The organism is Allobosea sp. NPDC003192, from assembly GCF_050275675.1.
In the GTDB taxonomy this organism is placed as follows: Bacteria; Pseudomonadota; Alphaproteobacteria; order Rhizobiales; family Beijerinckiaceae; genus Allobosea.
In genome coordinates this window covers 141,544-164,538 of the sequence record NZ_JBNNPK010000015.1, presented here as the reverse complement: position 1 = coordinate 164,538, position 22,995 = coordinate 141,544, and the positions used below count along the sequence as shown (strand labels likewise).

The 22,995-nt window shown below is 66.8% G+C and carries 24 protein-coding genes and 1 tRNA gene; 5 read left to right on the top strand and 20 right to left on the bottom strand.

Going from position 1 to position 22,995, the window contains the following annotated elements:
• The 5 genes from ACQKLX_RS20230 to psrA form a co-directional block, all read right to left on the bottom strand.
• Positions 1-671 (bottom strand): alkaline phosphatase family protein (locus ACQKLX_RS20230; RefSeq protein ID WP_427363351.1); only part of this gene is annotated, 671 nt, incomplete at its 3' end.
• A gap of 24 nt (positions 672-695) precedes the next feature.
• On the bottom strand, positions 696-1,499 hold the full coding sequence (gene phnE, locus ACQKLX_RS20225; protein WP_427363350.1) for a phosphonate ABC transporter, permease protein PhnE: 804 nt from the start codon (positions 1,497-1,499) through the stop codon (positions 696-698).
• Between the two features lie 14 nt (positions 1,500-1,513).
• Positions 1,514-2,323, bottom strand: a complete 810-nt coding sequence (phnC, locus tag ACQKLX_RS20220) for a phosphonate ABC transporter ATP-binding protein (protein ID WP_427363349.1) — start codon at positions 2,321-2,323, stop codon at positions 1,514-1,516.
• A 32-nt stretch (positions 2,324-2,355) separates the two neighbouring features.
• Entirely contained in the window at positions 2,356-3,231 is an 876-nt protein-coding gene (phnD, locus tag ACQKLX_RS20215; protein WP_427363348.1) for a phosphonate ABC transporter substrate-binding protein, read from the bottom strand.
• 77 nt (positions 3,232-3,308) lie between these two features.
• Positions 3,309-4,397, bottom strand: coding sequence for an iron-containing alcohol dehydrogenase PsrA (gene psrA, locus ACQKLX_RS20210; protein ID WP_427363347.1), 1,089 nt, complete (start codon positions 4,395-4,397; stop codon positions 3,309-3,311).
• Positions 4,398-4,506: 109 nt separating this feature from the next.
• Here psrA and ACQKLX_RS20205 point away from each other — a divergent pair, with 109 nt between their 5' ends.
• Positions 4,507-5,391 carry a LysR substrate-binding domain-containing protein gene (locus ACQKLX_RS20205; protein WP_427363346.1) on the top strand — a complete coding sequence of 295 codons (885 nt, stop codon included), beginning with the start codon at positions 4,507-4,509 and terminating at the stop codon, positions 5,389-5,391.
• Between the two features lie 21 nt (positions 5,392-5,412).
• Here the strand turns inward: ACQKLX_RS20205 and ACQKLX_RS20200 are convergent.
• The 3 genes from ACQKLX_RS20200 to ACQKLX_RS20190 form a co-directional block, all read right to left on the bottom strand.
• Positions 5,413-5,487 (bottom strand) — tRNA-Gly (locus tag ACQKLX_RS20200).
• A 127-nt stretch (positions 5,488-5,614) separates the two neighbouring features.
• Positions 5,615-5,911, bottom strand: a complete 297-nt coding sequence (locus tag ACQKLX_RS20195; RefSeq protein WP_137883957.1) for a hypothetical protein — start codon at positions 5,909-5,911, stop codon at positions 5,615-5,617.
• A gap of 260 nt (positions 5,912-6,171) precedes the next feature.
• Positions 6,172-7,335 (bottom strand): 2'-deoxycytidine 5'-triphosphate deaminase, encoded by a 1,164-nt coding sequence (locus ACQKLX_RS20190; protein ID WP_427363345.1) that lies wholly within the window; start codon positions 7,333-7,335, stop codon positions 6,172-6,174.
• Positions 7,336-7,581: 246 nt separating this feature from the next.
• On the opposite strand from ACQKLX_RS20190, the gene apaG reads away from it, so the two are divergent.
• Both apaG and argE read left to right on the top strand, forming a co-directional pair.
• Positions 7,582-7,974 carry a Co2+/Mg2+ efflux protein ApaG gene (apaG, locus tag ACQKLX_RS20185; RefSeq protein WP_427363344.1) on the top strand — a complete coding sequence of 131 codons (393 nt, stop codon included), beginning with the start codon at positions 7,582-7,584 and terminating at the stop codon, positions 7,972-7,974.
• Entirely contained in the window at positions 7,971-9,146 is a 1,176-nt protein-coding gene (gene argE, locus ACQKLX_RS20180) for an acetylornithine deacetylase (protein ID WP_427363343.1), read from the top strand. Before apaG ends, argE begins: the two co-directional genes overlap by 4 nt.
• Positions 9,147-9,269: 123 nt before the next feature.
• Here argE and ACQKLX_RS20175 read toward each other — a convergent pair whose 3' ends face one another.
• From ACQKLX_RS20175 to ACQKLX_RS20165, 3 genes are read right to left on the bottom strand one after another with little or no spacing between them, the layout of a single operon-like run.
• Positions 9,270-10,268 carry an Hsp33 family molecular chaperone gene (locus ACQKLX_RS20175; RefSeq protein WP_427363342.1) on the bottom strand — a complete coding sequence of 333 codons (999 nt, stop codon included), beginning with the start codon at positions 10,266-10,268 and terminating at the stop codon, positions 9,270-9,272.
• A complete protein-coding gene (gene argF / locus ACQKLX_RS20170) occupies positions 10,268-11,197 on the bottom strand; it encodes an ornithine carbamoyltransferase (RefSeq protein WP_427363341.1) in 930 nt (309 codons plus the stop codon). Before argF ends, ACQKLX_RS20175 begins: the two co-directional genes overlap by 1 nt.
• A gap of 2 nt (positions 11,198-11,199) precedes the next feature.
• Entirely contained in the window at positions 11,200-12,420 is a 1,221-nt protein-coding gene (locus ACQKLX_RS20165; RefSeq protein ID WP_427363340.1) for an aspartate aminotransferase family protein, read from the bottom strand.
• A 659-nt stretch (positions 12,421-13,079) separates the two neighbouring features.
• On the opposite strand from ACQKLX_RS20165, the gene ACQKLX_RS20160 reads away from it, so the two are divergent.
• Together ACQKLX_RS20160 and ACQKLX_RS20155 are read left to right on the top strand one after the other, a co-directional pair.
• Positions 13,080-13,631 (top strand): GcrA family cell cycle regulator, encoded by a 552-nt coding sequence (locus tag ACQKLX_RS20160; RefSeq protein WP_427363339.1) that lies wholly within the window; start codon positions 13,080-13,082, stop codon positions 13,629-13,631.
• Between the two features lie 79 nt (positions 13,632-13,710).
• Positions 13,711-14,031 carry a YnfA family protein gene (locus ACQKLX_RS20155; protein WP_427363338.1) on the top strand — a complete coding sequence of 107 codons (321 nt, stop codon included), beginning with the start codon at positions 13,711-13,713 and terminating at the stop codon, positions 14,029-14,031.
• 9 nt (positions 14,032-14,040) lie between these two features.
• Here ACQKLX_RS20155 and phoB read toward each other — a convergent pair whose 3' ends face one another.
• The 9 genes from phoB to ACQKLX_RS20110 form a co-directional block, all read right to left on the bottom strand.
• Positions 14,041-14,739, bottom strand: a complete 699-nt coding sequence (gene phoB / locus ACQKLX_RS20150; protein WP_092160030.1) for a phosphate regulon transcriptional regulator PhoB — start codon at positions 14,737-14,739, stop codon at positions 14,041-14,043.
• A 27-nt stretch (positions 14,740-14,766) separates the two neighbouring features.
• Positions 14,767-15,489, bottom strand: a complete 723-nt coding sequence (gene phoU / locus ACQKLX_RS20145; RefSeq protein ID WP_427363337.1) for a phosphate signaling complex protein PhoU — start codon at positions 15,487-15,489, stop codon at positions 14,767-14,769.
• Positions 15,490-15,528: 39 nt separating this feature from the next.
• Positions 15,529-16,335, bottom strand: coding sequence for a phosphate ABC transporter ATP-binding protein PstB (gene pstB / locus ACQKLX_RS20140; protein ID WP_427363336.1), 807 nt, complete (start codon positions 16,333-16,335; stop codon positions 15,529-15,531).
• Positions 16,336-16,357: 22 nt separating this feature from the next.
• On the bottom strand, positions 16,358-17,248 hold the full coding sequence (pstA, locus tag ACQKLX_RS20135; protein WP_427363335.1) for a phosphate ABC transporter permease PstA: 891 nt from the start codon (positions 17,246-17,248) through the stop codon (positions 16,358-16,360).
• 14 nt (positions 17,249-17,262) lie between these two features.
• Positions 17,263-18,231 (bottom strand): phosphate ABC transporter permease subunit PstC, encoded by a 969-nt coding sequence (pstC, locus tag ACQKLX_RS20130; RefSeq protein WP_427363334.1) that lies wholly within the window; start codon positions 18,229-18,231, stop codon positions 17,263-17,265.
• A 111-nt stretch (positions 18,232-18,342) separates the two neighbouring features.
• A complete protein-coding gene (pstS, locus tag ACQKLX_RS20125; protein ID WP_427363333.1) occupies positions 18,343-19,368 on the bottom strand; it encodes a phosphate ABC transporter substrate-binding protein PstS in 1,026 nt (341 codons plus the stop codon).
• A 109-nt stretch (positions 19,369-19,477) separates the two neighbouring features.
• Positions 19,478-20,530 carry an ATP-binding protein gene (locus ACQKLX_RS20120; protein ID WP_427363332.1) on the bottom strand — a complete coding sequence of 351 codons (1,053 nt, stop codon included), beginning with the start codon at positions 20,528-20,530 and terminating at the stop codon, positions 19,478-19,480.
• Between the two features lie 84 nt (positions 20,531-20,614).
• Entirely contained in the window at positions 20,615-21,730 is a 1,116-nt protein-coding gene (locus ACQKLX_RS20115; RefSeq protein ID WP_427363331.1) for a helix-turn-helix transcriptional regulator, read from the bottom strand.
• Positions 21,731-21,846: 116 nt separating this feature from the next.
• Positions 21,847-22,794, bottom strand: a complete 948-nt coding sequence (locus ACQKLX_RS20110) for a lysylphosphatidylglycerol synthase domain-containing protein (protein ID WP_427363330.1) — start codon at positions 22,792-22,794, stop codon at positions 21,847-21,849.
• Between the last annotated feature and the right edge of the window lie 201 nt (positions 22,795-22,995).

The window sequence follows — 22,995 nt, the reverse complement described above, 5'->3', positions numbered from 1 at the left end:
TGCGACCCCGGCGCCGCCTTGTGCTGCACATAATCGGTGGTCGAGAGGTACATCAGGTCGGGCTTGAAGCTCTCCAGCAGCTTGACGCCGGCGGCAAAGACGAACTCCGAGAGATCGGCCGAATAGACCGACGGTACCGGCAGGCCGACGAAGCCGAGGACGTCGTCGATGCCGTTCTCGGCCCTGTTGGCCTTGTCGGCCTTCTCCGAGGAGAAGGCGATCGCGCTGCCCGCCGAGAAGTCGAGGCCCTTGCCGAGCAGGGTCCGGAGCTTGTCCTTGGCGGTGACCATCGCGACCTTGAGGCCGGCCTGCTGGAAGGCAGCGAGGATGGTCGGAGCGCGCAGGAAGCGGGCATCGTTCATCATCACCTCTTCCTTCGCCTCGCGGTCGTAGAAGAAGTTGCCGGCGATGCCGTGCCAGGAAGGCGGGCGGCCGGTGATGATCGAGAGGTTGTTCGGGTTGGTGAAGCTCGGGATCACCGAATAGGCGTGCGTGCTCGCCCCAGTCTTCATGATCCGGTCGAGGTTCGGCGTCAGCCCCTTGGCGCTGGCCGCCTCGATATAGGCCGGCTCCGAGCCGTCCATGCAGATCACCACCGTCGGACGAACCGGACGGGCATAGCTGCGCCCATTGGCGACGACATCCGCGCCAAGCTTCGAATGCATGTTCATCACAAACTCCTCAGGCGGCGCCGATCAGCGGATCAGGGCGCGGACGCGGGACGAGACCAGGTCGGCGATCAGGACCATCGCCAGGATGACAAGGATGCAGGTCGCTGTGTCCTGGTACTTGAAGAGCTTCATCGAGGAGACGAGCTCGAAGCCGATGCCGCCGGCGCCGACCATGCCGAGCACGGTCGACTGGCGCACATTGGTCTCCAGCCGATAGAAGATCGTCCCGAGCCAGGCCGGCAGGACCTGCGGCAGCACGCCGAAGAAGAAGGTCTTGAACGGCCCGACGCCGGCCGAGCGGAAGGCCTCCAGCGGCCCTTCGTCGATATCCTCCATCGCCTCGGCGAAGAATTTGCCGAGCATGCCGGCGCCGTGGATGGCGAGCGCCAGCACGCCGGCGAAGGGGCCAAGGCCGATCGCGGCGACGAAGATCAGCGCCAGGATGATCTCGTTGATGCCGCGCATGCAGTTGAGCAATTGCCGCGTCGCATGGAAGACGACAGGACTCGGGCTCAGATTGCGCGCGGCGAAGAAGCAGACCGGCAGGGCGATGACGACGCCGAGCAAGGTGCCCCAGACCGCAACCTGCAGGCTTTCCAGCGCCGGCCGCCACAGCCGTTCGAGGAATTCCGGATTGGGCGGTACCATCCGGACCAGGAAGTCCCACATATAGGGGATGCCGTTCCAGAGATTGCTGGCGTTGATCTGGGAGCCGACCGCGGCCCACCACAGAAAAACCAGGGCGGCGAGGGTGACGAAGCCGACGCCCCACCAGCCGAAGCGGCCTTGCGGGGGACGAAGGACGAGTTGCAGCGTTCCGAACGACATGGCTCAGCTCCCCGTCAGGCGGTTGCGGTGGCGATCATCGGCGCCAGCACGGGCTGGCTCGCCGGACGGGGCTTCAGCACGCGGCTGATGCCGGGGTCCTCCAGGCCGGGATAGATCTGGTGGACGATCTCGGAGGTGAGCTGGTCCGGCGTGTCGTCGAAGATCACCCGGCCGCCGCTCAAGCCGACGATGCGCTCGCCGAACTCGACGGCGTAGTCGACCTGGTGGAGATTGCAGATCACCGCGATCCCCTCCTCCTTGCAGATCGCCTTGAGGTAGCCGAGCACGATGCGCGAGGTCTTGGGATCGAGGCTCGCCACGGGCTCGTCACAGAGGATCACCGCCGGCTGCTGGGCCAGCGCCCGGGCGATGCCGACGCGCTGCTGCTCGCCGCCGGAGAGCTGGTCGCCGCGCGAATTCGCCTTCTGGGCGAGCTCGACCCGCGCCAGGCAATCCATAGCGATCGCAACGTCCTCTCTCGGGAAGAGCTGGAGCATGGATAGGAAGGAAGACAGGCCAGCCATCCGGCCGACCAGCACGTTCTTCAGCACCGAGAGGCGCTTCACCAAGTTGTGGTGCTGGAAGATCATCGCCACCGGGCGCTTGCCGGCGGCTCCGCGCTTCAGATCGAGCACCTTGCCGTCGATGACGGTCCGCCCGGCATCGGGCTGCGCCAGCCCGTTGATGCAGCGCAGCAGCGTCGACTTGCCGGCGCCGCTGGGGCCGAGCACGACGAGGAACTCGCCGGCTTTGACGCTGAGGTCGATGCCCTGCAGGACCGGGCGGCCCGCATAGGACTTCTTCAGCCCTTCGATCTTGATCATGCCGCTTCCTCCGCCGGTCGCTTTTTGCGCGACTACTTCATCTTGGTGAGATCGAGCTTCAGCACCTTCGCGGTCTCGCGAATGATGTCGTAGGCTTGGTCGTTGGTCTCGACGAAGCGGTTGAGCTTGCCCTGGTCGGCCCAGGTGATGTCCCGGATGTTCAGGAAGGCGGATTTGATGTTCGCCTTCAGGTCGTCGGGGAGGTTCTTGCGCCAGCAGGTCGGCGATTCCGGGATCGGGTCCGACTCCCAGACGACATGGATGTCGGCGCGATCGACCAGCTTCTTCTGCACGGCTGCATCGAGGATGCGGTCGGCGATCGTCGCGGCGTCGACGCGCTTGTTGGCGACGGCGAGCGCATTGGCATCGTGCGAACCGGTGAAGAGGACGCGGCCGAAATCCTTCTCGGGATCGAAGCCGAGCTTCATCAAACCGGCCTTCGGGAAGAGATGGCCGGAGGTCGAGGACGGATCGACGAAGGCGAAGGTGCGGCCCTTCAGGTCCTTCCAGTCGCCGATGCCGCTATCCTTCCGCGCGATGATCTGACTGCGATAATAGCTGCGGCTCGACTTCGCCGTTTCGGCGGTGGCGAAGGCCTCGATCGCCGCGACCGTCGTGCCGAGCACATAGGAGAACGGGCCGAGATAGGCGACGTCGACATGGTTCGAGCGCATCGCCTCGATCACGCCGTTATAGTCGGAGGCGACGAAGCCCTGTACGGGGATGCCGAGGTTCTTCTGCAGCGCGGCGAGGAGCTGCGCGCTCGATTCCAGCATCGCCCGCGAATCCTCTGATGGGATCAGCCCGACGCGGACCAGCTTCGTCTGGGCCCGGACCAGGGCCGGCGCTGCCAGCAGCGCTCCGGCGGCCAGCGAACCTTTGAGTATCGTGCGACGCGTGGTGGTCATGTCATCCTCCCAAGATGATCCGGCGATCTTTTTGATCTGCCGGTGAGCCGTTATGGGCGTCGTTGCCCGCTTGGTTCTCAGGCGGCCATAGCCGCCTGCCTTCCGATGAAGTTGCGGCCGCGCTCGCCTTCGAGCGCCTTGCCGACGAGGCGGTTCCATTCGCCGGCCGAGACGCCATAGGCGGACGGATCGGTCGCGACGCCGAGATCCCTGAGGAAAGCGCCGAGGCGTTCGGCGCCGGCTTCGAGATCGGGACCGAAGACCCGGCGCAGCGCCGCGTCGCATTGCGGCTGCGCGCCCATCGCCCAGCGCATCACCATCGGCAGCGAGAAGGAGCAGGCGATGCCGTGGATCGTGCCGCTCTTCAGCGTGATGTCGTAGGAGATGTTGTGGGCGAGCGCCGTCTTGGTGTTGGAGAAGGCAAGGCCCGCCAGCAGGCTGGCGCGCATCTGCCGGGTCCTGAGCTCGACATCGTCCAGCCGCTCCAGCAAGCGAGGTAGTGTCTCGATGATCTCCCTGGCGGCCTCGACCGCGTAGTTGGCCGAGACCGGATTGCCGTTGACGTTCCAGATGCTTTCAAGCGCATGCGAGAGGGCATCGAGCCCGGTCGCCAGCGTCAACCCGCGCGGCGCGCCGACCGTCAGAGAAGGGTCGAGCACCGCCGTCTCGGGGTAGAGCATGGGGTGGGCGAGCGAATACTTGCTGCCATTGGCGGAGTCCCAGACCGTCGCCCAGGAAGTGACTTCGGAGCCGGTACCCGCCGTGGTCGGCACGGCGATGATCGGGATGATCGAGGTCTCGTCGAGCGGCGTCTTCTCGGTCAGGTGCCGGCGCACTGTCTCGAAATCGCCGTTGCTGGCGGCCAGCACCTTGGCGGCGTCGATCATCGAGCCGCCGCCAAGCGCAACGATGACCTCGGCCGGCTCGGCCGCGCCGAACTGGCGGCAGGATTCGGCAAGATCGGCGCAATCCGGATTGGTCTCGATATTGGTGATCGAGACGACCGGCGCACCGGCGACCGCGGTCAGCCGGGCGGAAAATTCGCGGAAAAGCGGCTGGTCATAGGTGACGAGGGCCCAGCGCCGCCCAGCGATCAGACCGGCGACCTCATCGAGGAGACCGTTACCGAACCGGATCTTCACGGGGTTCCAGTACGCCCAGTTCATGCGGTCCATCCCTTGCAATGCGCCTTGCCGGCTGCGTTGGGGAGGATGCTCACAGAGCTGAGTTTCTATAACAAATTGATTTTTTGATCCGAATAGATAGCAATTCTCTATGCGTTACACTCAGCTCAGATCGTTCCACAATGTCGCGAATGCGGGCGGCTTCAATGCCGCCGCCGAGGCGTTCAACATCAGCCAGCCGACCCTGACGGCGCAGGTCGGCGCGCTGGAGGAGGAGTTCGGCGTCGAGCTCTTCGTCAAGCGCGGCAGGCGGCGCGAGCTGAGCGATACCGGGCGCCAATTGCTGGGGATCACCACCCGCCTCTTCGCCGAGGAGGCCGAGGCGCTCGCCTTCCTGACGGAGTCACGCGAGCTCAGGACCGGCCGGCTCTCGATCGGCGCGGTCGGGCCGTTCCATGTCACCGAGATGCTCGCCGCCTTCAACCAGGCCTATCCGGGCATCGATCTCGCCGTGAAGATCGGCAACTCGACCGAGGTGCTCGACGATCTCGCCAGCTATCGCTGCGACGTCGCGGTCCTGGCCTATATCGACGAGGACGACCGGCTCCTGACCATCCCCTATCGGCGCCATCCGGTCGCGGTCTTCGTCCGGCGCGATCATCGCCTGGCGGGGCGCCGCAGCATCCGGCTGACGGAACTCAACGGCGAGCCGGTGATCGCGCGCGAACAGGGCTCGACGACGCGGCGTGCCTTCGAGGGCGCATTGGCCATGACGGGCACGAAGCCGCGCCTCGTCATGGAGATAGGCAGTCGCGAAGCCATCCGCGAGGCGGTGATTCGCGGGCTCGGCATCAGCTATGTCTCGGAGGCCGAGTTCGTTCCGGACGAGACGCTGCGGCTAATCCCGATCGAGGGGGCGGAGGTCTACACCTATGCGCATGTGGTCGTGCTGAAGCAGCGACAGACCAGCCGGATCATCAAGGCCTTCCTCGACGTGGTCCAGCGCACGCGCGATGCCTTCAGCGTCGGTTCATAGGCGCTGATCTAAAAAGGAATTTGGAGCGGGCGATCGGGATCGAACCGACGACATTCAGCTTGGGAAGCTGACGTTCTACCACTGAACTACGCCCGCATGCCTGCCCGTATAGCCGGGCAGAGCCGCAACCGGCAAGCCGGCCGATCCGAGATTCCGGCTGTAAACGAAAAAACCGCGCCGAACCCCTGTCGTTCGGCGCGGCCTATGTCAGACGCGAGGCGTCTTACCAGCAGCCGTAATAGCCGCAGCCATAGTAGCCGTAATGGCGGCGCGACGAGGCGGCGATGACCGCGCCGCCGACGGCACCGGCAACGACGCCAGCCGCGACCGCATTGCTGGCCTGGGCATTGGAGCGGCGGAAGCTCTGGAAGACCTCGCTGCGGCAACGCTCGAAAGCGCGGGTGCCGGGGCGGTGGCCGGCATCGAGGCAGACCTGGTCAGATTCGGCCGCCGATTGCTCGACGCTCTGGCAACCGGCGAGGCCAGCGGCGAGAACGCCGGCAATGATGAGGGCGCGCATGAGAAATCCTTTCCCTGTAGGCGTTTGACTACGAAAGCCATGAAACGGGAAGCGGTCAACTGGCTCCCGTCCGTGACACAAGCATGAACACGCCGCAGACCGAGGCCGGCGTCGTCTCCCGCGCTTGCAGCCATCTGACACGGAATCGCCATCTTGTCGCCCCGTAGGTTGCCATCGCGACACTATTCGGCTGTTGGACAAGAATTTGCAGCTAAGGAAGGGTTGAGCCGGCCGCGCGGACCGAGCGCCTCTCCCGTCGCCTAGCTCCGAAAATGCTTCGAGAGCTTCAGCGCCTGGCCCTGGTAGTTCGAGGTGCCGATCGCGCCGTAGAGGGCGTCGGGCTCGGCCGCCATGCGCTCGAAGGCGAGGCGCCCGACCACCTGCCCGTCCTCGAGCAGAAAGGGCACCTCATGGCTCCTGACCTCGAGCACGCCGCGGCTGCCGGGGACGCCGCCGGCACCGACGCCGAAGCCCGGATCGAAGAAGCCGGCATAATGGACGCGGAATTCGCCCATCGCCGGGTCGATCGGCGCCATCTCGGCGGCGAAAGCCGGCGGGATGTGGATTCGTTCCTTCGAGGCGAGGATGTAGAACTGGTGCGGATCGAGGATGAGCCGCTTGCGCTTGGCCGGGATCGGCGTCCAGAAATCGTCGATCTCGTAGCCACCGACACGATCGACATCGATCACATCGGTGAAGCGCTGGGCCTGGTAGCCGATGATCTCGTTCTCGGCATCGCCCAGATGGATGCTGAACAGCAGGCCGTTGCGGATCGTCGCAGGCCCGTCGACCAGGGCCGTATGGCGATGGACCTCGCGCAGCTCCCGGTCGGATACGCGAAAGCCCTCCGCCTCCTCCTGGCCGGAGCCGCGGCGGCGGAAGCGCAATTGGTTGAGGCGGCTGCCCTTGCGCACCTTGATCGAAAAGCTCGACGGCGAGATCTCGGCATAGAGCTTGCCGGAATAGCCTCCGGCGACGCTGTCGAAGGCCTCGCTGCGGTCGGCGATCAGGCGGGTGAAGACGTCGAGCCGGCCGGTCGAGCTCTTTGGATTGGCGAAGGCGGAGATCGTCGCCGGCAGTTCATGCAGCGACTCCATCAATTCGACGACGTAGACGCAGTTCTTCTCGAGGATCGCGCCCTCTTCGAGCGAGACCTCATCCTGGGTCAGGTCGGCGAGCACCTGGGCGACGCTCTTGTTCGGCCCGGGCAGGAAGCTGGCGCGGACGCGGTAGGCCTTGTGGCCGAGCCTGAGGTCGAGGCTCGCCGGCTGGTACTGGCTCTCGGAGAAGGCGCCGGAGGTCGAACGAACCATGCCGCGATGGACGAGCTTGCGGATGTCCTGGCGCGGCAGCACGCCGGAGGGGCCGGCGAGCGAAGCCGGTGCGGTCGCGATCTCGGCCAGCATGTCGGGCGATGTCGCCATGGCGCTATCAGACCACCTTGTGAAGTGCGGCGCAAAGCCGGCTCGCCGCGAGATTGATCGTTCTTCTTGCCGTGCCGGAGCGCGGCTGGCGAGTCCGGCGACGCGTTGTCCACATGCCCGCTCGCTTGCGCCAGGGTCGACCCATGCAACCGATAGGCGGCATTGACGCTGCACTGCCCCGAGTCCTAACAAGGCCTTCCCGCCGCCCCGGCGAGAGCCGCGTGGAGGCGGCACGGAGCCGCGATGATGTATCAGGCCGAAACGCATGGCGTGCGCGTCACCGCCTCGCCCAAGTTCATGGACTCCGAGTCCACTCCCGATCAAGGCCGGTATTTCTGGGCCTATACGATCGAGATCGAGAATCTGTCGCCCCACACCATGCAGCTGATGACGCGTCACTGGTTCATCACCGATGGCCGCGGCGAGGTGCACGAGGTCCGCGGCGAGGGCGTGATCGGCCAGCAGCCGGTCCTGCAGCCGGGCGAGCGCTTCAGCTACACCTCCGGCTGCCCGCTGATGACGCCCGACGGCAGCATGCGCGGCGTCTATGCCATGCTCGGCGAGGATGGCGCGCGCTTCGATGTCGAGGTGCCGCTGTTTCCGCTCGACTCGCCCTATGTGAAGAAGGTCCTGCATTGAACGCCACAGCTCCGACCGGGCAGCGCTACCAGCCGCTCGACATGCTCGCCCGCCTCGTCGCCTTCGACACGGTGAGCCATAAATCCAATCTCGACCTGATCGCCTTCGTCGAGGACTACCTCACGGGCTGGGGCGTGCCCTCCGTGCGCTTCCCCAATGCGACCGGCGACAAGGTGGCGCTGTTCGCCACGATCGGCCCGCAGGACAAGGGCGGCATCGTCCTCTCCGGCCATACCGATGTCGTACCGGTCGAGGGGCAGGCCTGGTCGCGCGATCCGTTCACTCTCCATGTCGAGGACGGCAAGGCCTATGGCCGCGGCTCGGTCGACATGAAGGGTTTCGTCGCGCTGGCGCTGGCGCTGGTGCCGGATTTCCTCGCCGCGGACCTGAAGACGCCGATCCACCTGTTCTTCTCCTATGACGAGGAAGTCACCTGCCTCGGCGTCGTCGACGGCATCGCCGCGATGGGCAAGAGCCTGCCCAAGCCGCGCGCCGTCATCGTCGGCGAGCCGACCTCGCTCGAACTCGCCGATGCCCACAAGGGCATCCGCACCTTCTTCACCGCAATCACCGGCTTTGCCGCGCATTCCTCGAAGCCGCACCTCGGCGCCAGCGCCGTCCATGCCGGAGCGCGGCTCGCCGCCGGCCTCGTCGCCATGGCCGACGAGCACGAGGGCCTGATCGACGAGAGCGGCCGCTTCGATCCACCTTACGACACCATCCATATCGGCAAGTTCCATGGCGGCATCGCCCGCAACATCCTAGCCGATCGCGCCGATCTCTCCTGGGAGGTGCGCACGCTGCCCGGCTCCGACCCCGAGGAGGTGCCGGCCCGTTTCGCCAAGTTGTCGGACGAGGTACTGGCCCGCATGCGCAAGACCGCGCCGTCGGCTGCGATCGAGACGGTAATGAGCTCGGACGTGCCGGGCCTCGCCCCAGATCCGGGCTCCGAAGCCGAGACGCTGGTGATGCGGCTCGCCGGGCGCAACCGCACCATCGCCGTCGCCTACGCCACCGAGGCGGGGCATTTCCAACGCGCCGGCTTGCCGACCATCGTCTGCGGCCCCGGCTCGATCGACCAGGCCCACCAGCCGGACGAGTACATCACGCTGGAGCAGTTCGCCGCCGGCGAGGCCTTCATGCGCAAGCTGATGGCGGAGTGCCGGGTGTAAACAACGCCGTCATTCTCGGGCGAAGCGTAGCGTAGACCCGAGAATCTCCTGACGAGAGGGCGCCAATCTGCGCCTTCTCCGGCTTGAAATGCTCGGGTCAAGCCCGAACATGACGCACTGCGATCACTCCCCCGCCGTGATCTCCGCCTCGACCTCGGCCGGGTCGAACTCGTAGCGGCGCGAGCAGAACTCGCAAGTGACGCCGAGAGAGCCGTCATCGGCGATCATCGCCTTGCGGTCGTCGGCCGAAAAGCCCTTGAGCATGCCGAGCACGCGCTCGCGCGAGCAGCGGCAGGCCTCGTGCACCGAAACGGGCTCGAAGACATGGGCGCCGCGCTCGTGGAAGAGCCGGTAGAGCAGCTGCTCGCTCTCCAGCAGCGGATCGAGCAGTTCGTGATGCTCGATCGTCCCGACGAGGGAGCGCGCCTCGGCCCAGGCATCGTCGCTGATACCGTCATCGTCGCCGGCAGCGAGGATCTCGTGCCCCTCCGGCGCGTCGCCGGGATGGAGATCGGCGGCGCGCAGGCGCTCGGGCGAGGTCGGCATGAACTGGACGATCAGACCGCCGGCGCGCCAGGCGAGACCGCTCCCGGTCAGGACCGTGCCAACGCCGAGGCGGATGCGGCTCGGAATCTGCTCGGACTGGCGGAAATACTGATGGCCGGCCTCTTCCAGGCTCTGCCCGTCGAGCGCGACGATGCCCTGATAACGGGTCGCGTCGGTGCCCTGGTCGACGGTCATGGCGAGATGGCCCTTGCCGAGCAGCTCGCCGGTCGAAATCGCATTCGCATCAATCGCCGCTGCGAGCCGGTCAGCATCGTAGCGGGCCATGGCGCGGTAGCAGTCGGGCGCATTGAAGTCGACGACCAGCATCGAGATCGGCCCGTCGCTCTTGGTCTGGAGCTGGAAACGGCCCTCGCCCTTGAGCGTGGTGCCGAGCATGACGGTCAGCGCCGCCGCCTCGGCGAGGACGCGCGCCACCGGCTCGGGGTAATGATGCCGCTCCAGGACCTGGTCGAGGGAGGGGCCGAGCCTGACGACCCGGCCGCGCACGTCGAGCGCCGGCACGGCGAAAGGCAGCACCCGGTCGTCGGGTGCGCCCGCTGGCGGAGCATCGGCCATCAGGCGGCCACTCCGCCGAAGCACCAGGCCAGGATGCCCTTCTGGGCGTGCAGCCGGTTCTCGGCCTCGTCGAACACAGCCGACTGCGGCCCGTCCATGACCTGATCGGTCACTTCCTCGCCGCGCGACGCGGGCAGGCAGTGCATGAAGATCGCATCCTTCTCGGCCCGGACGAGCAGGCGCTCGTCGACCTGATAGGGCCGCAGCAGGTTGTGGCGCGTGCCTTCCTCGTCGCCCATCGAGACCCAGCAATCGGTGATGACGCAGTCGGCGCCCTCGACTGCGGCCTCGGGCCGGGAGGTCAATTGCAGCTTCGCGCCCTGCTTGCGGGCCCAGTCGAGCAATGCCGGGGGGGGCGCGAGCTCCTCGGGCGTCGCGATGGCGAGCTCGAAATCGAGGCGGCCGGCGGCATGGACCCAGGAGGTCAGGACATTGTTGGTGTCGCCGGTCCAGGCAATGCGCTTGCCCTTGATCGGCCCCTTGCGTTCCTCGAAAGTCATGACATCGGCCATCACCTGGCAGGGATGCTGGCGCTTGGTCAGGCCGTTGATCACCGGCACGGTGGCGTACTTCGCCATCTCGACCACGGAATCGTGGTCGAGCATGCGGATCATGATCGCGTCGACATAGCGCGAGAGCACGCGGGCGGTGTCGGCGATGGTCTCGCGCTCGCCGAGCTCGATCTCCTGGCCGGTCACCATCATCGGCGAGCCGCCGAGCTCGCGGATGCCGACATCGAAGGAGACGCGGGTCCGAAGCGAAGGCTGCTCGAAGATCATGGCGATGACCTTGCCTTCGAGCAGGCGGTCACCAGCGGCCGCGGGCGTGCGCCGGCGGGCCTTGATATCCTCTCCAGCCTTGAGAATGGCGCGGAGCTCTCCGGCGGAGAAGTCCGAGAGATCGAGAAAGTGACGCATCGCAGACATCATGTTCACTCCGCCGCTGGCCGGGCGAGCTCAGCCTCGACCGCGCCCGCCGCCTTGTCGAGCCGCGCCACCGCCTCGGCCACCTCGCTCTCGCCGATGATCAGCGGCGGCAGCAGGCGCACCACATTGTCGCCGGCCGCGACGACGAGCAGGCCGGCGGCCCGCGCCTGGGCGACGAAATCGGTGTTCGGGGTCTTGAGCTTGAGGCCGAGCATCAGCCCCTCGCCGCGGATCTCCTCGATCACCTGGGGGTGCTGGTCCTTGAGCTGGGCCAGCGACTGGCGCAGGCGCAGCGCCGTCTTCTGGACGTTCTCGATAAAGCCCGGCGCCAGGATGACGTCGAGCACCGCGTTGCCGACCGCCATGGCGAGCGGGTTGCCGCCGAAGGTGGTGCCGTGCGTGCCGAGTGTCATGCCGGAGGCCGCCTCCTCGGTGGCAAGGCAGGCGCCCATCGGGAAGCCGCCGCCGATGCCCTTGGCGATCGACATGATATCGGGGGCGATACCGTTGTGTTCATAGGCGAAGAACTTGCCGGTGCGGCCGACGCCGGTCTGGATCTCGTCGAAGATCAGCATCAGGCCGTGCTCGTCGCAGAGCTCGCGCAGGCGCTTCAGGAAGCGCATCGGCACCGAGCGCAGGCCGCCCTCGCCCTGAATCGGCTCGATCATCAGCGCCGCGGTCTCCGGCGTGATCACCGCCTTAAGCGCCGCCTCGTCGTCGAACGGCACCTGGTCGAAGCCGTCGACCTTGGGGCCGAAGCCGTCGATGTATTTCTGCTGGCCGCCGGCGGCGATGGTCGCGAGCGTGCGGCCATGGAAGGCGCCCTCGAAAGTGACGATCCGATAGCGCTCGGGATGGCCCTTCGCAGCGTGATACTTGCGCGCCATCTTGATCGCGCACTCGTTCGCCTCGGCGCCCGAATTGGTGAAGAAGACGCGCTCGGCGAAGGTCGCCTCGCAGAGCCGGCGCGCGAGCTTCTCGCCCTCGGGCATCGTGTAGAGGTTGGAGGTGTGCCAGATGCGCTGAGCCTGCTGAGTCAGCGCCTCGACCAGATGCGGATGGGCATGGCCGAGTGCATTGACGGCGATGCCGGCGCCGAAATCGAGGTAACGGGTGCCATCGGCCGCGATCGCCCAGGCGCCTTCGCCACGCTCCAGCGCGATCGGAGCGCGGGCATAGGTCGGCAGGAGGACGGAAGACGTGGGGGAAATGGAAGCGGTGCTCATGGAGCGAAATCCTTGCGGCGAAACAGGAAGGTAGCGCGGAATTTCAGGCCGGGAACGGCAGGGTGGGACGCGAGGCGGCATGATGCCGGCACGATGCGACCCGCCGGCGACATTATCGTCGCTGGCCGTTCCCGCCGTCTCGTCGCGCGTCAAGCCGCATCGAAGGAAAATCCCGATCGCTCAAAAACATAAGCGCCGCCCTAGGGGGCGGCTGCGTCGCGGCGACTATGCAAAACCGGCCCGGCCCTGTCAATTCCGGCTGACTTGGGCCCGTCCCAACCGTTTGTTCCGCAAGCCGTTGGGATAAAACGATCTCCATTCTAAAAGTGAGAGACGGATTCACCGATCAGGGTGTGCCACCCTGATCGGATCCGGCTCTCGCGGCAGCGTTGCCGATTGGACTCACTGTTCCGCCGTCTGCGGTGATTGGCTGGGGAAAAGCCGAATTACGATTCGGCGACTCTTGTGGCCGAGTCAGGCCATCTTGTATGGTCCTCTTCGTCAGATACGACATCTCGTGCGGCGTCTCCAGTATCGTCAGTCCCGGGCGTAACGGCTTCCGTTTTGCGGCGGACGCTGCCGGTATCGGATTCCGCCATGATCTCTCCCTATGCCTCGCCGGCACGCTGGCGGGGCATGACGAAGACAGGTGCAACTCCATGACCGAAGCCGGAGCCTGGACCGACGAACGCGTCGAACTGCTCAAGAAGCTCTGGAATGACGGCCTGAGCGCGAGCCAGATCGCGGCGGAACTCGGCAATGTCACGCGCAACGCCGTCATCGGGAAGGTTCATCGGCTCGGCCTGTCCGGCCGGGCCAAGAGCCCGGGCTCGGCGACGCCGCGTCCGCGCAAGCCTGCCGCCCGTCCGCCGAGCCATCCGGCTGGCCATCAGAGCGGCGGCGCCGGGCTGACCCGCGGCAATACCGCCCTCGCCCCACAGTTCTCGCCCGAGATCGAAGCGGAGGCGCAGGTCGAGCGCGCGCCGGCGCCGTCCGAAGACGTGGTGGTGCCGTTTTCCGAGCGGGTCACGATCATGGACCTGCGCGAATACATGTGCCGCTGGCCGATGGGCGATCCGACTTCGCCGGAATTCCGCTTTTGCGGCGGCCGCAGCGCGACCGGCCTGCCCTATTGCGCCTATCACGCCCGCATCGCCTACCAGCCGGCAGCGGATCGCCGCCGCGACCGCAGCAAGGTCGCCCGCGCCTGACGACAGGCACTCGCGAAACGTTTACGGAAGCCGGCCTGTGGGCCGGCTTTTTCATGACCAGGGCTGGCAGGAGGACGTGATGGCTACGATCGCGATCTATCTCGGCGCGGCCTTGGCCGAGATCGCCGGCTGCTTTGCCTTCTGGGCCTGGCTGAAGCTCGACAAGCCGGTCTGGTGGCTGCTGCCAGGCCTCGTCTTTCTCGCAACCTTCGCCTGGCTGCTGACGCTGGTCGACAGCCCCGCCGCCGGGCGCGCCTTCGCCGCCTATGGCGGCGTCTACATCGTGGCGTCTCTGGCCTGGATGGCGCTGGTCGAGAAGGTCGCGCCCGACCGTTACGACCTGGCCGGCGCGGCGCTCTGCCTTGCCGGCGCGGCTGTCGTCATCGCCGCACCGCGCTGACGAACGCGATCAACCCCGCGCAAACGTCTCGTCGAAGGCGTAGCCGGCGCCGCGCACCGTACGCAGCGGATCCTTGGCGTTGGCCGGGGTGATCGCCTTGCGCAGGCGCCCGACATGGACGTCGACGGTGCGCTCGTCGATATAGACGTCGCGGCCCCAGACGGCGTCGAGCAGCTGCGCCCGCGAATAGACCCGGCCCGGCGCCTGCATCAGGAATTCGAGCAGGCGGAACTCGGTCGGGCCGAGATGCAGTTCGGCACCAGCCCGGCGGACGCGCCGCGTCGTGCGGTCGAGCTCGAGATCGCCGGCCGCGAGCAGGCCGGCGACATGGCCGGGCTTGGCGCGGCGCAGCAGCGCCTGGATGCGGGCGATCAGCTCGGGCAGCGAGAACGGCTTGACGACATAATCATCAGCGCCGGTAGCGAGGCCGCGCACGCGCTCGGTCTCCTCGCCGCGGGCAGTCAGCATGATGATCGGCACGCGCTCGGTGTCGCGGCGGGTGCGCAGGCGCCGGCAGAGCTCGATGCCGGAGAGGCCGGGCAGCATCCAGTCGAGCAGGACGAGGTCCGGCGTATGGTCGCGCAGATGCAGTTCGGCGTCGTCGCCGCGCGCCACGCTGTCGACCTCGAAGCCCTCGGCCTCGAGATTGTAGCGCAGGAGCAGGGTGAGCGGCTCCTCGTCCTCGACGATCAGGATGCGTGCGGGCATGTCAGGGTCCGTTCAAGCCCCGCCGGTTCAGCCATTGGCCGCCGGCAGGTCGACGAGGATGTTGGTGGTGTCGAGCTTCGGCCGGCTCTCGTCGATCGACTGGCCGGTAACGAGATAGTGGATGGTCTCGGCGATGTTGGTGGTGTGGTCGCCGATGCGCTCGACGTTCTTGGCGCAGAACAGGAGATGCGTGCAGAAGGTGATGTTGCGCGGGTCCTCCATCATGTAGGTGAGGAGCTCGCGGAACAGCGAGGTATAGAGCGCGTCGATCTCATCGTCGCGGCGCCAGACCTCCATCGCCTTCTGCTCGTTGCTCGCAGCGTAGGCGTCGAGCACGTCCTTGAGCTGGGCCTGGACCAGGCGGCTCATATGCTCGAGCCCGACCACGGCGCGATGTGGCGGCGAGAACTGGCCAGAGATCGCGACGGCGCGCTTGGCGATGTTCTTGGCGAGATCGCCGACGCGCTCGATATCGGCCGCGATGCGGATCGCCGAGATCAGCTCGCGTAGGTCGTTGGCGAGCGGCTGGCGCCGGGCAATGGTCAGCACCGCCTTCTCCTCGACATCGCGCTGGAGATTGTCGAGGCGCTGGTCGGCGCTGATGATCTTCTGGGCGAGCGCGGTGTCGCGGCGCACCAGCGCGACCGTCGAGTCGCCGAGCATGCGCTCGGACATGCCGCCCATCTCGGCGAGGCTGCGGCGCAGGCCCTCGAGATCGGCATCATAGGAGCGGACGATATGGTCGGACATCGGGGCGTATCCTTCGGGGCTGCCGACGATTTCAGGATGTCAGCCGAAACGGCCGGTGACGTAGTCCTGCGTCTGCTTCTTGTGCGGGTTCATGAAGATGGTGTTGGTGGCGTCGAATTCGATCACCTCACCGAGATACATGAAGGCGGTGTACTGCGAGATGCGCGCCGCCTGCTGCATGTTGTGGGTGACGATGACGATGGTGAAGTCGCTCTTCAGCTGCTCGAGCAGGTCCTCGATCTTGCCGGTCGAGATCGGGTCGAGCGCCGAGGTCGGCTCGTCGAACAGGATGACCTCGGGCTTCTGGGCGATGGTGCGGGCGATGCACAGGCGCTGCTGCTGGCCGCCGGACAGGCCCATGCCGGAGCTCCTCAGCTTGTCCTTGACCTCGTCCCAGAGGGCGGCGCGGCGCAGTGCGCCCTCGACGCGATCGTCGAGCTCCGACTTCGGCGGCTTCTCATAGAGGCGGATGCCGAAGGCGACGTTGTCGTAGATCGACATCGGGAACGGCGTCGGCTTCTGGAAGACCATGCCGATGCGCGAGCGCAGTTCGTTCACGTCGACATTGTTGGAGATGATGTTGCGGCCGTCGAGCAGGATCTCGCCGGTGGCGCGCTGCTCGGGATAGAGCGAATAGATGCGGTTGAAGATGCGCAGCAGGGTCGACTTACCGCAGCCGGACGGGCCGATCAGCGCCGTGACGTGGCGGTCGCGGAAATCGAGATTGATGTTCTTCAGCGCCTTGTGCTCGCCGTAGTAGAAATCGAGGTTCTTGACGGCGATGCGGACGGGAGCCTCGGCGTCCAGCGACTGCGGGCTCAGTTCCAGGGTCGAGAGCATCTGCATGGTCCTTCCGATCGGACGCTGTTCACTTGCCGCCGCGCACGATGCGCCGGGCGATGATGGAAAGCACGAGGATTGAGACGGTGATGATCAACGACCCCGCCCAGGCGAGCTGCTGCCAGTTCTCGTAAGGGGCCGAGGCGAACTGGTAGATCGTCACCGGCAGGTTGGAGACGCCGCCGACCAGGTTCGGCGAGAACCAGAAATTGTTGTTGAGCGCGGTGAAGATCAGCGGTGCGGTCTCGCCGGCGATGCGGGCGAGCGCCAGCAGGATGCCGGTGACCATGCCGGACTTCGCGGCACGCCAGGTCACCGAGGTGATGACGACGGAGGGCGGGGCGCCGAGCGCGGCACCCGCCTCGCGCAGCGAACCCGGAACGAGGCGCAGCATGTCCTCGGTGGTGCGCACGATCACCGGGATCGCGATGATGCCGAGCGCGACGCCGCCGGCCCAGCCGGAATAGCCGCGGAAGGGCTCGACCATGATCACGTAGACGAACAGGCCGATCAGGATCGAGGGCGCCGAGAGCAGGATGTCGTTGATGAAGCGGATCAGGTCGGCGAGCTTCGAGGCCTTGCCGTACTCGGCGAGATAGGTGCCGGCGAGCACGCCGATCGGGGTCGCCACGACGATGCCGAGCAGGGTCAGCACGATCGAGCCGACGATGGCATTGGCGAGGCCGCCGCCCTCGGTGCCAGGTCCGGGCGTGATCTGGGTGAAGGTCGAGGCGGAGAGCCCGCCCAGCCCCTTCACGATCAGCATGCCGAGGATCCAGAACAGCACGACGATCGCGATCAGGGTGAAGCTCGTCGCGATGATCTTCATCATCCGGTCGGCGGTGCGGCGGGCGGGTCGCACGCGGCCCCATTCGACATGCGGGGCGGCCGTGGTCTTGGCAGATGTCGCCATGGTCATGGGTCCAGCTCCGCTCAGTAGCGCTTCACCCGCGCCACCAGAAGGCGCGCGATGACGAGGACGACGAAGGTGACGAAGAACAGGATGCAGCCGAGCGCGATCAGCGCGTTGAGCTGCAGGCCGAGCGCCTCGTTGAACTCGTTGGCGATGCGCGAGGCGATGGTCGAGCCCGGGTCCATGACCGAGGCCGAGAGTCGGTTGGCGTTGCCGACGACGAAGGTGACCGCCATGGTCTCGCCGAGCGCGCGGCCGAGGCCGAGCATGATCGCGCCGATGATCGAAACGCCGGCCTGCGGCACCAGGACATGGCGCACGACTTCCCATGTCGTGGCCCCAATTCCATAAGCGCTCTCACGCAGCACCGACGGAATCTGGTCAAGCATGTCGCGGGTGATCGAGGCGATGAAGGGGATGATCATGAAGGCCAGGATGATCCCGGCGGTCAGGATGCCCAGGCCCGAGGGCGAGCGCGAATAGAGGATGGTGCCGACGATCGGCATGCCCTCGACGATGTTCGAGAGCGGGATCTGGACATAGGCGGCGAACAGCGGCGCGAAGACGAACAGCCCCCACATGCCATAGATGATCGACGGCACGGCGGCGAGCAGTTCGATCGCGGTCGAGACCGGCTGCTTGAACCAGGGCGGGGCGAGCTGCGTCAGGAAGACGGCGATCCCCAGCGAGAGCGGGACGCCGACGACGAGCGCGATCAGCGCGGTCGACAGGGTGCCGACGATGGCGGGCCAGGCGCCGTACTGCTCGTTCTGGGTGTCCCAGACGCTCGAGGTCAGAAAGCCGAAGCCGAACTCGCGGAAGGCCGGCCAGCCGCCGATGACCATCGAGACCATGATGCCAGCGAGCAGCACCAGCACGAACAGCGCCGCCAGGAAGCTGGCATTGCGGAAGATGAGATCGAAGGTCCCCATCGGGGTCTTGCGCGGCGGCGCGCTCGACGCGGCGAACTGATCGGTCACGGCAGCCATCCGTGGTTACTCCGGTCTCGAAAGGCGACTATCGGGGCGAAACGATATTCTGGTCGTCGCGGAAGCGGGGGCCGTGGCCGGCCCCCGCCCGGTATTCTCGTGCGGGAGCGATCAGAAGATCGGCTTGCCCGCCGGATCGGTGACGCCCTTCCAGGCGTTGCGGACCTGATCCTTGACGTTGGCCGGCAGCGGCACGTAGTCGAGGTCGAGGGCGAGCTGGTCGCCGCTCTTATAGGCCCAGTCGACGAACTTCAGCGCGGCCTGCACCTCTTCCGGCTTCTCGGGCTTGGCGTGCACGAGCAGGAAGGTGGCGGAGGTGATCGGCCAGGCCTGGGCGCCCTTCTGGTTGTTCAGCGAGATGCCAAAGCCGGGAGCCTCGTTCCAGTTGGCGTTGGCGGCGGCGGCCTGGAAGGCCTTGTCGTCCGGAGCCGGGAAGTTGCCGTCGGCGTTCTTGACGAGGGCGTGGGCCAGCTTGTTCTGCTTGGCATAGGCGTATTCGACGTAGCCGATCGAGTTGGCGACCTGCTTGACCGAAGCGGAGACGCCCTCATTGCCCTTGCCGCCGATGCCGACCGGCCACTGCACGGCCGTGTTGGTGCCGATCTTCGACTTCCAGTCGGCCGAGACCTTGGAGAGGTAGTCGGTGAAGACGAAGGTCGTGCCCGAGCCGTCCGAACGGTAGACCGGGTTGATGTTGGCGTCGGGCAGCTTGAGGTCGGCGTTCAGGGCGACGATCTTCGGGTCGTTCCACTTCTTGACGGTGCCCATGTAGATCTCGGCGATCAGCTCGCCCGAGAGCTTGAGCTTGCCCGGCTCGACACCGGCGATGTTGACCGCCGGAACGACGCCGCCCATCACGGTCGGGAACTGGATCAGGCCGTCCTTGGTGAGGTCCTCGCCCTTGAGCGGGGCGTCGGTGGCGCCGAAGGCGACGGTCTTCGCCTTGATCTGGCGGATGCCGCCGCCCGAGCCGATCGACTGATAGTTCAGGCCGACGCCGCTCTCCTTCTTGTAGGCCTCGGCCCACTTCGAATAGATCGGGAAGGGGAAGGTCGCGCCGGCGCCGGTGATGTCGGCAGCCTGGGCAGCGCCCGTCAGGCCGATTGCAGCGGCCGTGAGAATGAGAAGTTTGCGCATCAGATGTCCTCTTTCGGATCGCAAGTGCAGCGGCCCTGCTAGAACACCGGCTATATGACAGCTGGATGACACACAGTCATGAAAGCGCACCCGTCCTCGTCACAAATCGTTAACGGACCGCCGCGGGAAGGCGCGGCAGGATCGCCCGGAAGGTCGCGCCCTGGCCGACGACGCTCTCGATCGTCAGCCGGCCGCGATGGCGCAGGACGATGTGCTTGACGATGGCGAGGCCGAGGCCCGTGCCGCCGGCTTCGCGGCTCGCAGCGGTATCGACGCGATAAAAGCGCTCGGTCAGGCGCGGCAGATGCTCCGGCGCGATGCCCGGCCCGTCGTCGCGCACGCTGAGGCTGGCCTCGTCGCCGGATATCCCGACGGTGATACCGACCTCACCGCCGCGCTGGCCATATTTGATCGCGTTCTCGACCAGATTCTCCATCAGCCGCAGCAATTCGTCGCGGTCGCCGGCGACGGTGACGGGGTGCTGCGGAATGTCGAGCTTCAGCGTCACCTCGCGCTCGCGCGCCATCAGCACGAGCGAGTCCAGGATCTCGCGAGCGATGCTGGCGAGGTCGACCGGCGTCTCCGGCGCGAGATGGGCGCGCAATTCGATGCGCGAGAGCGAGAGCAGATCGTCGACCAGGCGCGCCATGCGCAGGCCCTGCTCACGCATGATCGTCAGGAAGCGGTCACGGGCGGCGGCATCGTTGCGCGCCGGTCCCTGCAGGGTCTCGACGAAGCCGAGCACGGAGGCCAGCGGGGTGCGCAATTCGTGGCTGGCATTGGCGACGAAGTCGACGCGCATGCGCTCGGTCATGCGCTGCTCGCTAAGGTCCTCGAAGGTCAGCAGCACGGCCCGGCGCCAGCCGCTGCCGGCGAGCGCGGCGATGTGGATGCGGAAGGTCCGCTCGACCGGCACGCGCTCGATCAATTCGACGGCGCGGCGGCCACCATGGCGCGAGACCTGCTCGATAGCATCGATCAGATCGGGATCGCGCATCACCAGGGCAAGCGGCTTGCCCTTGGCGAGCGCAGTGACCAGCGCCGGCGCTGTCGGGCTCAGCGCCTGGATCACGCCCTGCGGGTCGAGCAGCACGGCGGGAACGCCGATGGCCTCGATCAGCGCCGCAGTGACGGGCGCCTTTGGGTCGACCAAAGCGTGCATGCGGCTCCTGCCTTTGCGTGGCTTGCGGCGAGGCGTCTTATGCCGGAGCGATAGTGCAGCGCAATTCCCCCGGACGAGGAAGTGCTATCCGCGCGTGCCGGTCCCGGCTGCTCCTCCCAGGCCGAAGCCCGGCGTGCCGGGAGCCTGAATGCCGCCGAGGAGCTGGATCAGTTCGGCCTGGCGACGCACATCCGTCTTGGCGAAGACGGATTTGAGTTGGCCCCGGACGGTTTCAGGCCGGATGCCCTGGCTGGTGGCGATGCCGGCAACCGTGCCGCCCGCCAGCAACAGCCGCGTGACCCTCGCTTCGGCGGGGCTGAGATCGAACAAGGCTTCGAGGATGGCGGCAGACGGAGCTTCGCTGCGGCCGACCTCGGTGAGATAGAACAGCTGGGCCGCGCCGGAGAAGACATCGAGCCCGGCCCGCCTGAGCGGAACCAGATGCGCGACGAAGGCAGGCCGCTCGCCGCTCGCGCGGATCGGGAATGACAGGCCCGCATCTCCGGCCGCATCGAGATGCCGCTGCAGGCGCTCATTGGCCACGGGATCGGTGAGGCGCACGCGATCGAAGGCGCCGATCCCGACGGCAGCGCATTTCACGATCAGCTCGTTGGCCGCAAGCACGCTATGGCGGCCTGTGATGATGGCGGCCGGCAGACCGACCAGCTCCAGTGCCGCCACGCTGGCGCGCGCCCGCTCGAGGCCGAGGCGCGCCGCGATGATCGAGGCCCGGGCCAGATGCGGCCGGAACTGGTCGAGCGCCGCGGCCGTCTCGCGCGGAACCGGGCCGTCGGCATAAAGGCGCTCGATCGAGAAGACGATGCTGTCGCCGCTGGGCGAGCGGATCGAGGTGCCGACGCACCAGCCCCAGCCGCGTGGCCTGAGGAAATCGCGATAGAACGGGTCCTGTTCCAGTTCCTCGGGCGTAATCGCGTCGAGATCGGTCAGGAAACGCGGCTCGAAGAGCGGAACCAGGCGCTTACCCCGCAGATTATCCACGACGAACGACGAGGCGACCCATTCGGCCGTGATGGCATGGATGGCCTTGGACGAGGTCCACTGGAACCGGTTCGGCGAGGCCGCGAACAGGATCGTGCCGACGCCGCCGGCACGCGCCGCCAGCCGGTCGAGCACACCCGCCCATCGCTCCGGCACGACGGCCGCCTCGTAGATCTCGTCGATGAGGCTCGTCGTGTCCAATCGCTCTCCCACGGGCCGCCAGCGGCCTCAACACCCACCCGGCAGAATCGAGTTGGCGTCGGTGGGGCGTTACGTCAAGCTCGCGCTCGCCTGGTCATGCTCGACAGGGCTGCGCCTCAGATCTCGTGCCGCCTGATGCGACGGATCATCTCGTTCAATGCCAGCAGCACCAGGGCCAGGATGAACGGGAGGATGTAGTAGATGATCCGGAACAACACGAGCGCGCCGACCACCTGCTCATAGGGCAGGCGATTGAGCGCCAGCAGCATGGTCGCCTCGAACACGCCAGCGCCTCCGGGCGCATGGCTGGCGATGCCGATCAGACAGGCGAAGATATAGGCCGCGAGGAAGGCCGGATATTCGAGATTGTGCCCGCCCGGCAGCAGGACGAAGAGCACGGCAGCGGCTGCACAGACCTCGGCGGCACCGAGCAGCATCTGCGCCAGCGTGACGCCGAGGCCCGGCAGCGGCAGGTTCCAGCCGCTGACCCGCAAGGTGCGCTCGCCGGTCGCGACCCAGGCGAGATAGCCGAGCGTGCCGAGCGCGACGGCGACGCCGACCGCCTGGATCACCAGCGGCGAGGTCCGCGCCAGCTGCGCCACCGCATCCGTCGCATAGAACAGGCTGGCGCAGAGGATCATGCCCAGCCCGAGCCAGAAGGTCAGGCCGGCGATCACGGTGAGGCTCGCGACCTCGGAGGCGCGCACGCCCTTGGCCGAATAGACCCAGTAGCGCACCGTGCCGCCGGTCACGATCGGAAAGCCGAGGGTGAAGGCGACGGAATAGCTGGTGAAGGAGGCGAGCGCCGTGGTCCGATAGGGGATCGAGAGGCCGAGCCGCTTCAGCGCTAATGCGTCATAGCCGGTGAGCAGCAGATAGCTCAGCGCGGTGAAACCGAGCGCCAACCCGATCTGGCGCCAGCTCGTCCGCGAGAAGGTGCTGGCGATCTCGGCCGGCTCGATCTCTCGGACGATGTAATAGAGCACCACCAGCGAGGCGATGAAGATCACCGAGGACGCGAGCGGGCCGAGCCACCACCAGCGGCTGCGCTTGCGCAGCGGCATTCCTGGCTCGTGCGGGCCGAACGACATCGGTGCTCTTGTCGGGTTGCGCCCATGCGCGGCTGCGGTGGGCAAGGCGGATTGCTGGCGGCTGGCCTTGGCGGCCGGACCCGAGAGATAGCGCCTTCGCCGCGATGCACAAGGCAGGATGGCGCGACGAATGCGCGCCATGAGGCCGGCGCAGGACGCGCCGGCAACTTTCAA

Bases quoted from the DNA above. Each gene is read 5' to 3' on its own strand.
- phnE (WP_427363350.1), bottom strand. From the start codon at position 1,499: ATGTCGTTCGGAACGCTGCAACTCGTCCTTCGTCCCCCGCAAGGCCGC.
- phnC (WP_427363349.1), bottom strand. From the start codon at position 2,323: ATGATCAAGATCGAAGGGCTGAAGAAGTCCTATGCGGGCCGCCCGGTC.
- phnD (WP_427363348.1), bottom strand. From the start codon at position 3,231: ATGACCACCACGCGTCGCACGATACTCAAAGGTTCGCTGGCCGCCGGA.
- psrA (WP_427363347.1), bottom strand. From the start codon at position 4,397: ATGAACTGGGCGTACTGGAACCCCGTGAAGATCCGGTTCGGTAACGGT.
- ACQKLX_RS20205 (WP_427363346.1), top strand. From the start codon at position 4,507: ATGCGTTACACTCAGCTCAGATCGTTCCACAATGTCGCGAATGCGGGC.
- ACQKLX_RS20195 (WP_137883957.1), bottom strand. From the start codon at position 5,911: ATGCGCGCCCTCATCATTGCCGGCGTTCTCGCCGCTGGCCTCGCCGGT.
- ACQKLX_RS20190 (WP_427363345.1), bottom strand. From the start codon at position 7,335: ATGGCGACATCGCCCGACATGCTGGCCGAGATCGCGACCGCACCGGCT.
- apaG (WP_427363344.1), top strand. From the start codon at position 7,582: ATGTATCAGGCCGAAACGCATGGCGTGCGCGTCACCGCCTCGCCCAAG.
- ACQKLX_RS20175 (WP_427363342.1), bottom strand. From the start codon at position 10,268: ATGGCCGATGCTCCGCCAGCGGGCGCACCCGACGACCGGGTGCTGCCT.
- argF (WP_427363341.1), bottom strand. From the start codon at position 11,197: ATGATGTCTGCGATGCGTCACTTTCTCGATCTCTCGGACTTCTCCGCC.
- ACQKLX_RS20165 (WP_427363340.1), bottom strand. From the start codon at position 12,420: ATGAGCACCGCTTCCATTTCCCCCACGTCTTCCGTCCTCCTGCCGACC.
- ACQKLX_RS20160 (WP_427363339.1), top strand. From the start codon at position 13,080: ATGACCGAAGCCGGAGCCTGGACCGACGAACGCGTCGAACTGCTCAAG.
- ACQKLX_RS20155 (WP_427363338.1), top strand. From the start codon at position 13,711: ATGGCTACGATCGCGATCTATCTCGGCGCGGCCTTGGCCGAGATCGCC.
- phoB (WP_092160030.1), bottom strand. From the start codon at position 14,739: ATGCCCGCACGCATCCTGATCGTCGAGGACGAGGAGCCGCTCACCCTG.
- phoU (WP_427363337.1), bottom strand. From the start codon at position 15,489: ATGTCCGACCATATCGTCCGCTCCTATGATGCCGATCTCGAGGGCCTG.
- pstB (WP_427363336.1), bottom strand. From the start codon at position 16,335: ATGCAGATGCTCTCGACCCTGGAACTGAGCCCGCAGTCGCTGGACGCC.
- pstA (WP_427363335.1), bottom strand. From the start codon at position 17,248: ATGACCATGGCGACATCTGCCAAGACCACGGCCGCCCCGCATGTCGAA.
- pstC (WP_427363334.1), bottom strand. From the start codon at position 18,231: ATGGCTGCCGTGACCGATCAGTTCGCCGCGTCGAGCGCGCCGCCGCGC.
- pstS (WP_427363333.1), bottom strand. From the start codon at position 19,368: ATGCGCAAACTTCTCATTCTCACGGCCGCTGCAATCGGCCTGACGGGC.
- ACQKLX_RS20120 (WP_427363332.1), bottom strand. From the start codon at position 20,530: ATGCACGCTTTGGTCGACCCAAAGGCGCCCGTCACTGCGGCGCTGATC.
- ACQKLX_RS20110 (WP_427363330.1), bottom strand. From the start codon at position 22,794: ATGCCGCTGCGCAAGCGCAGCCGCTGGTGGTGGCTCGGCCCGCTCGCG.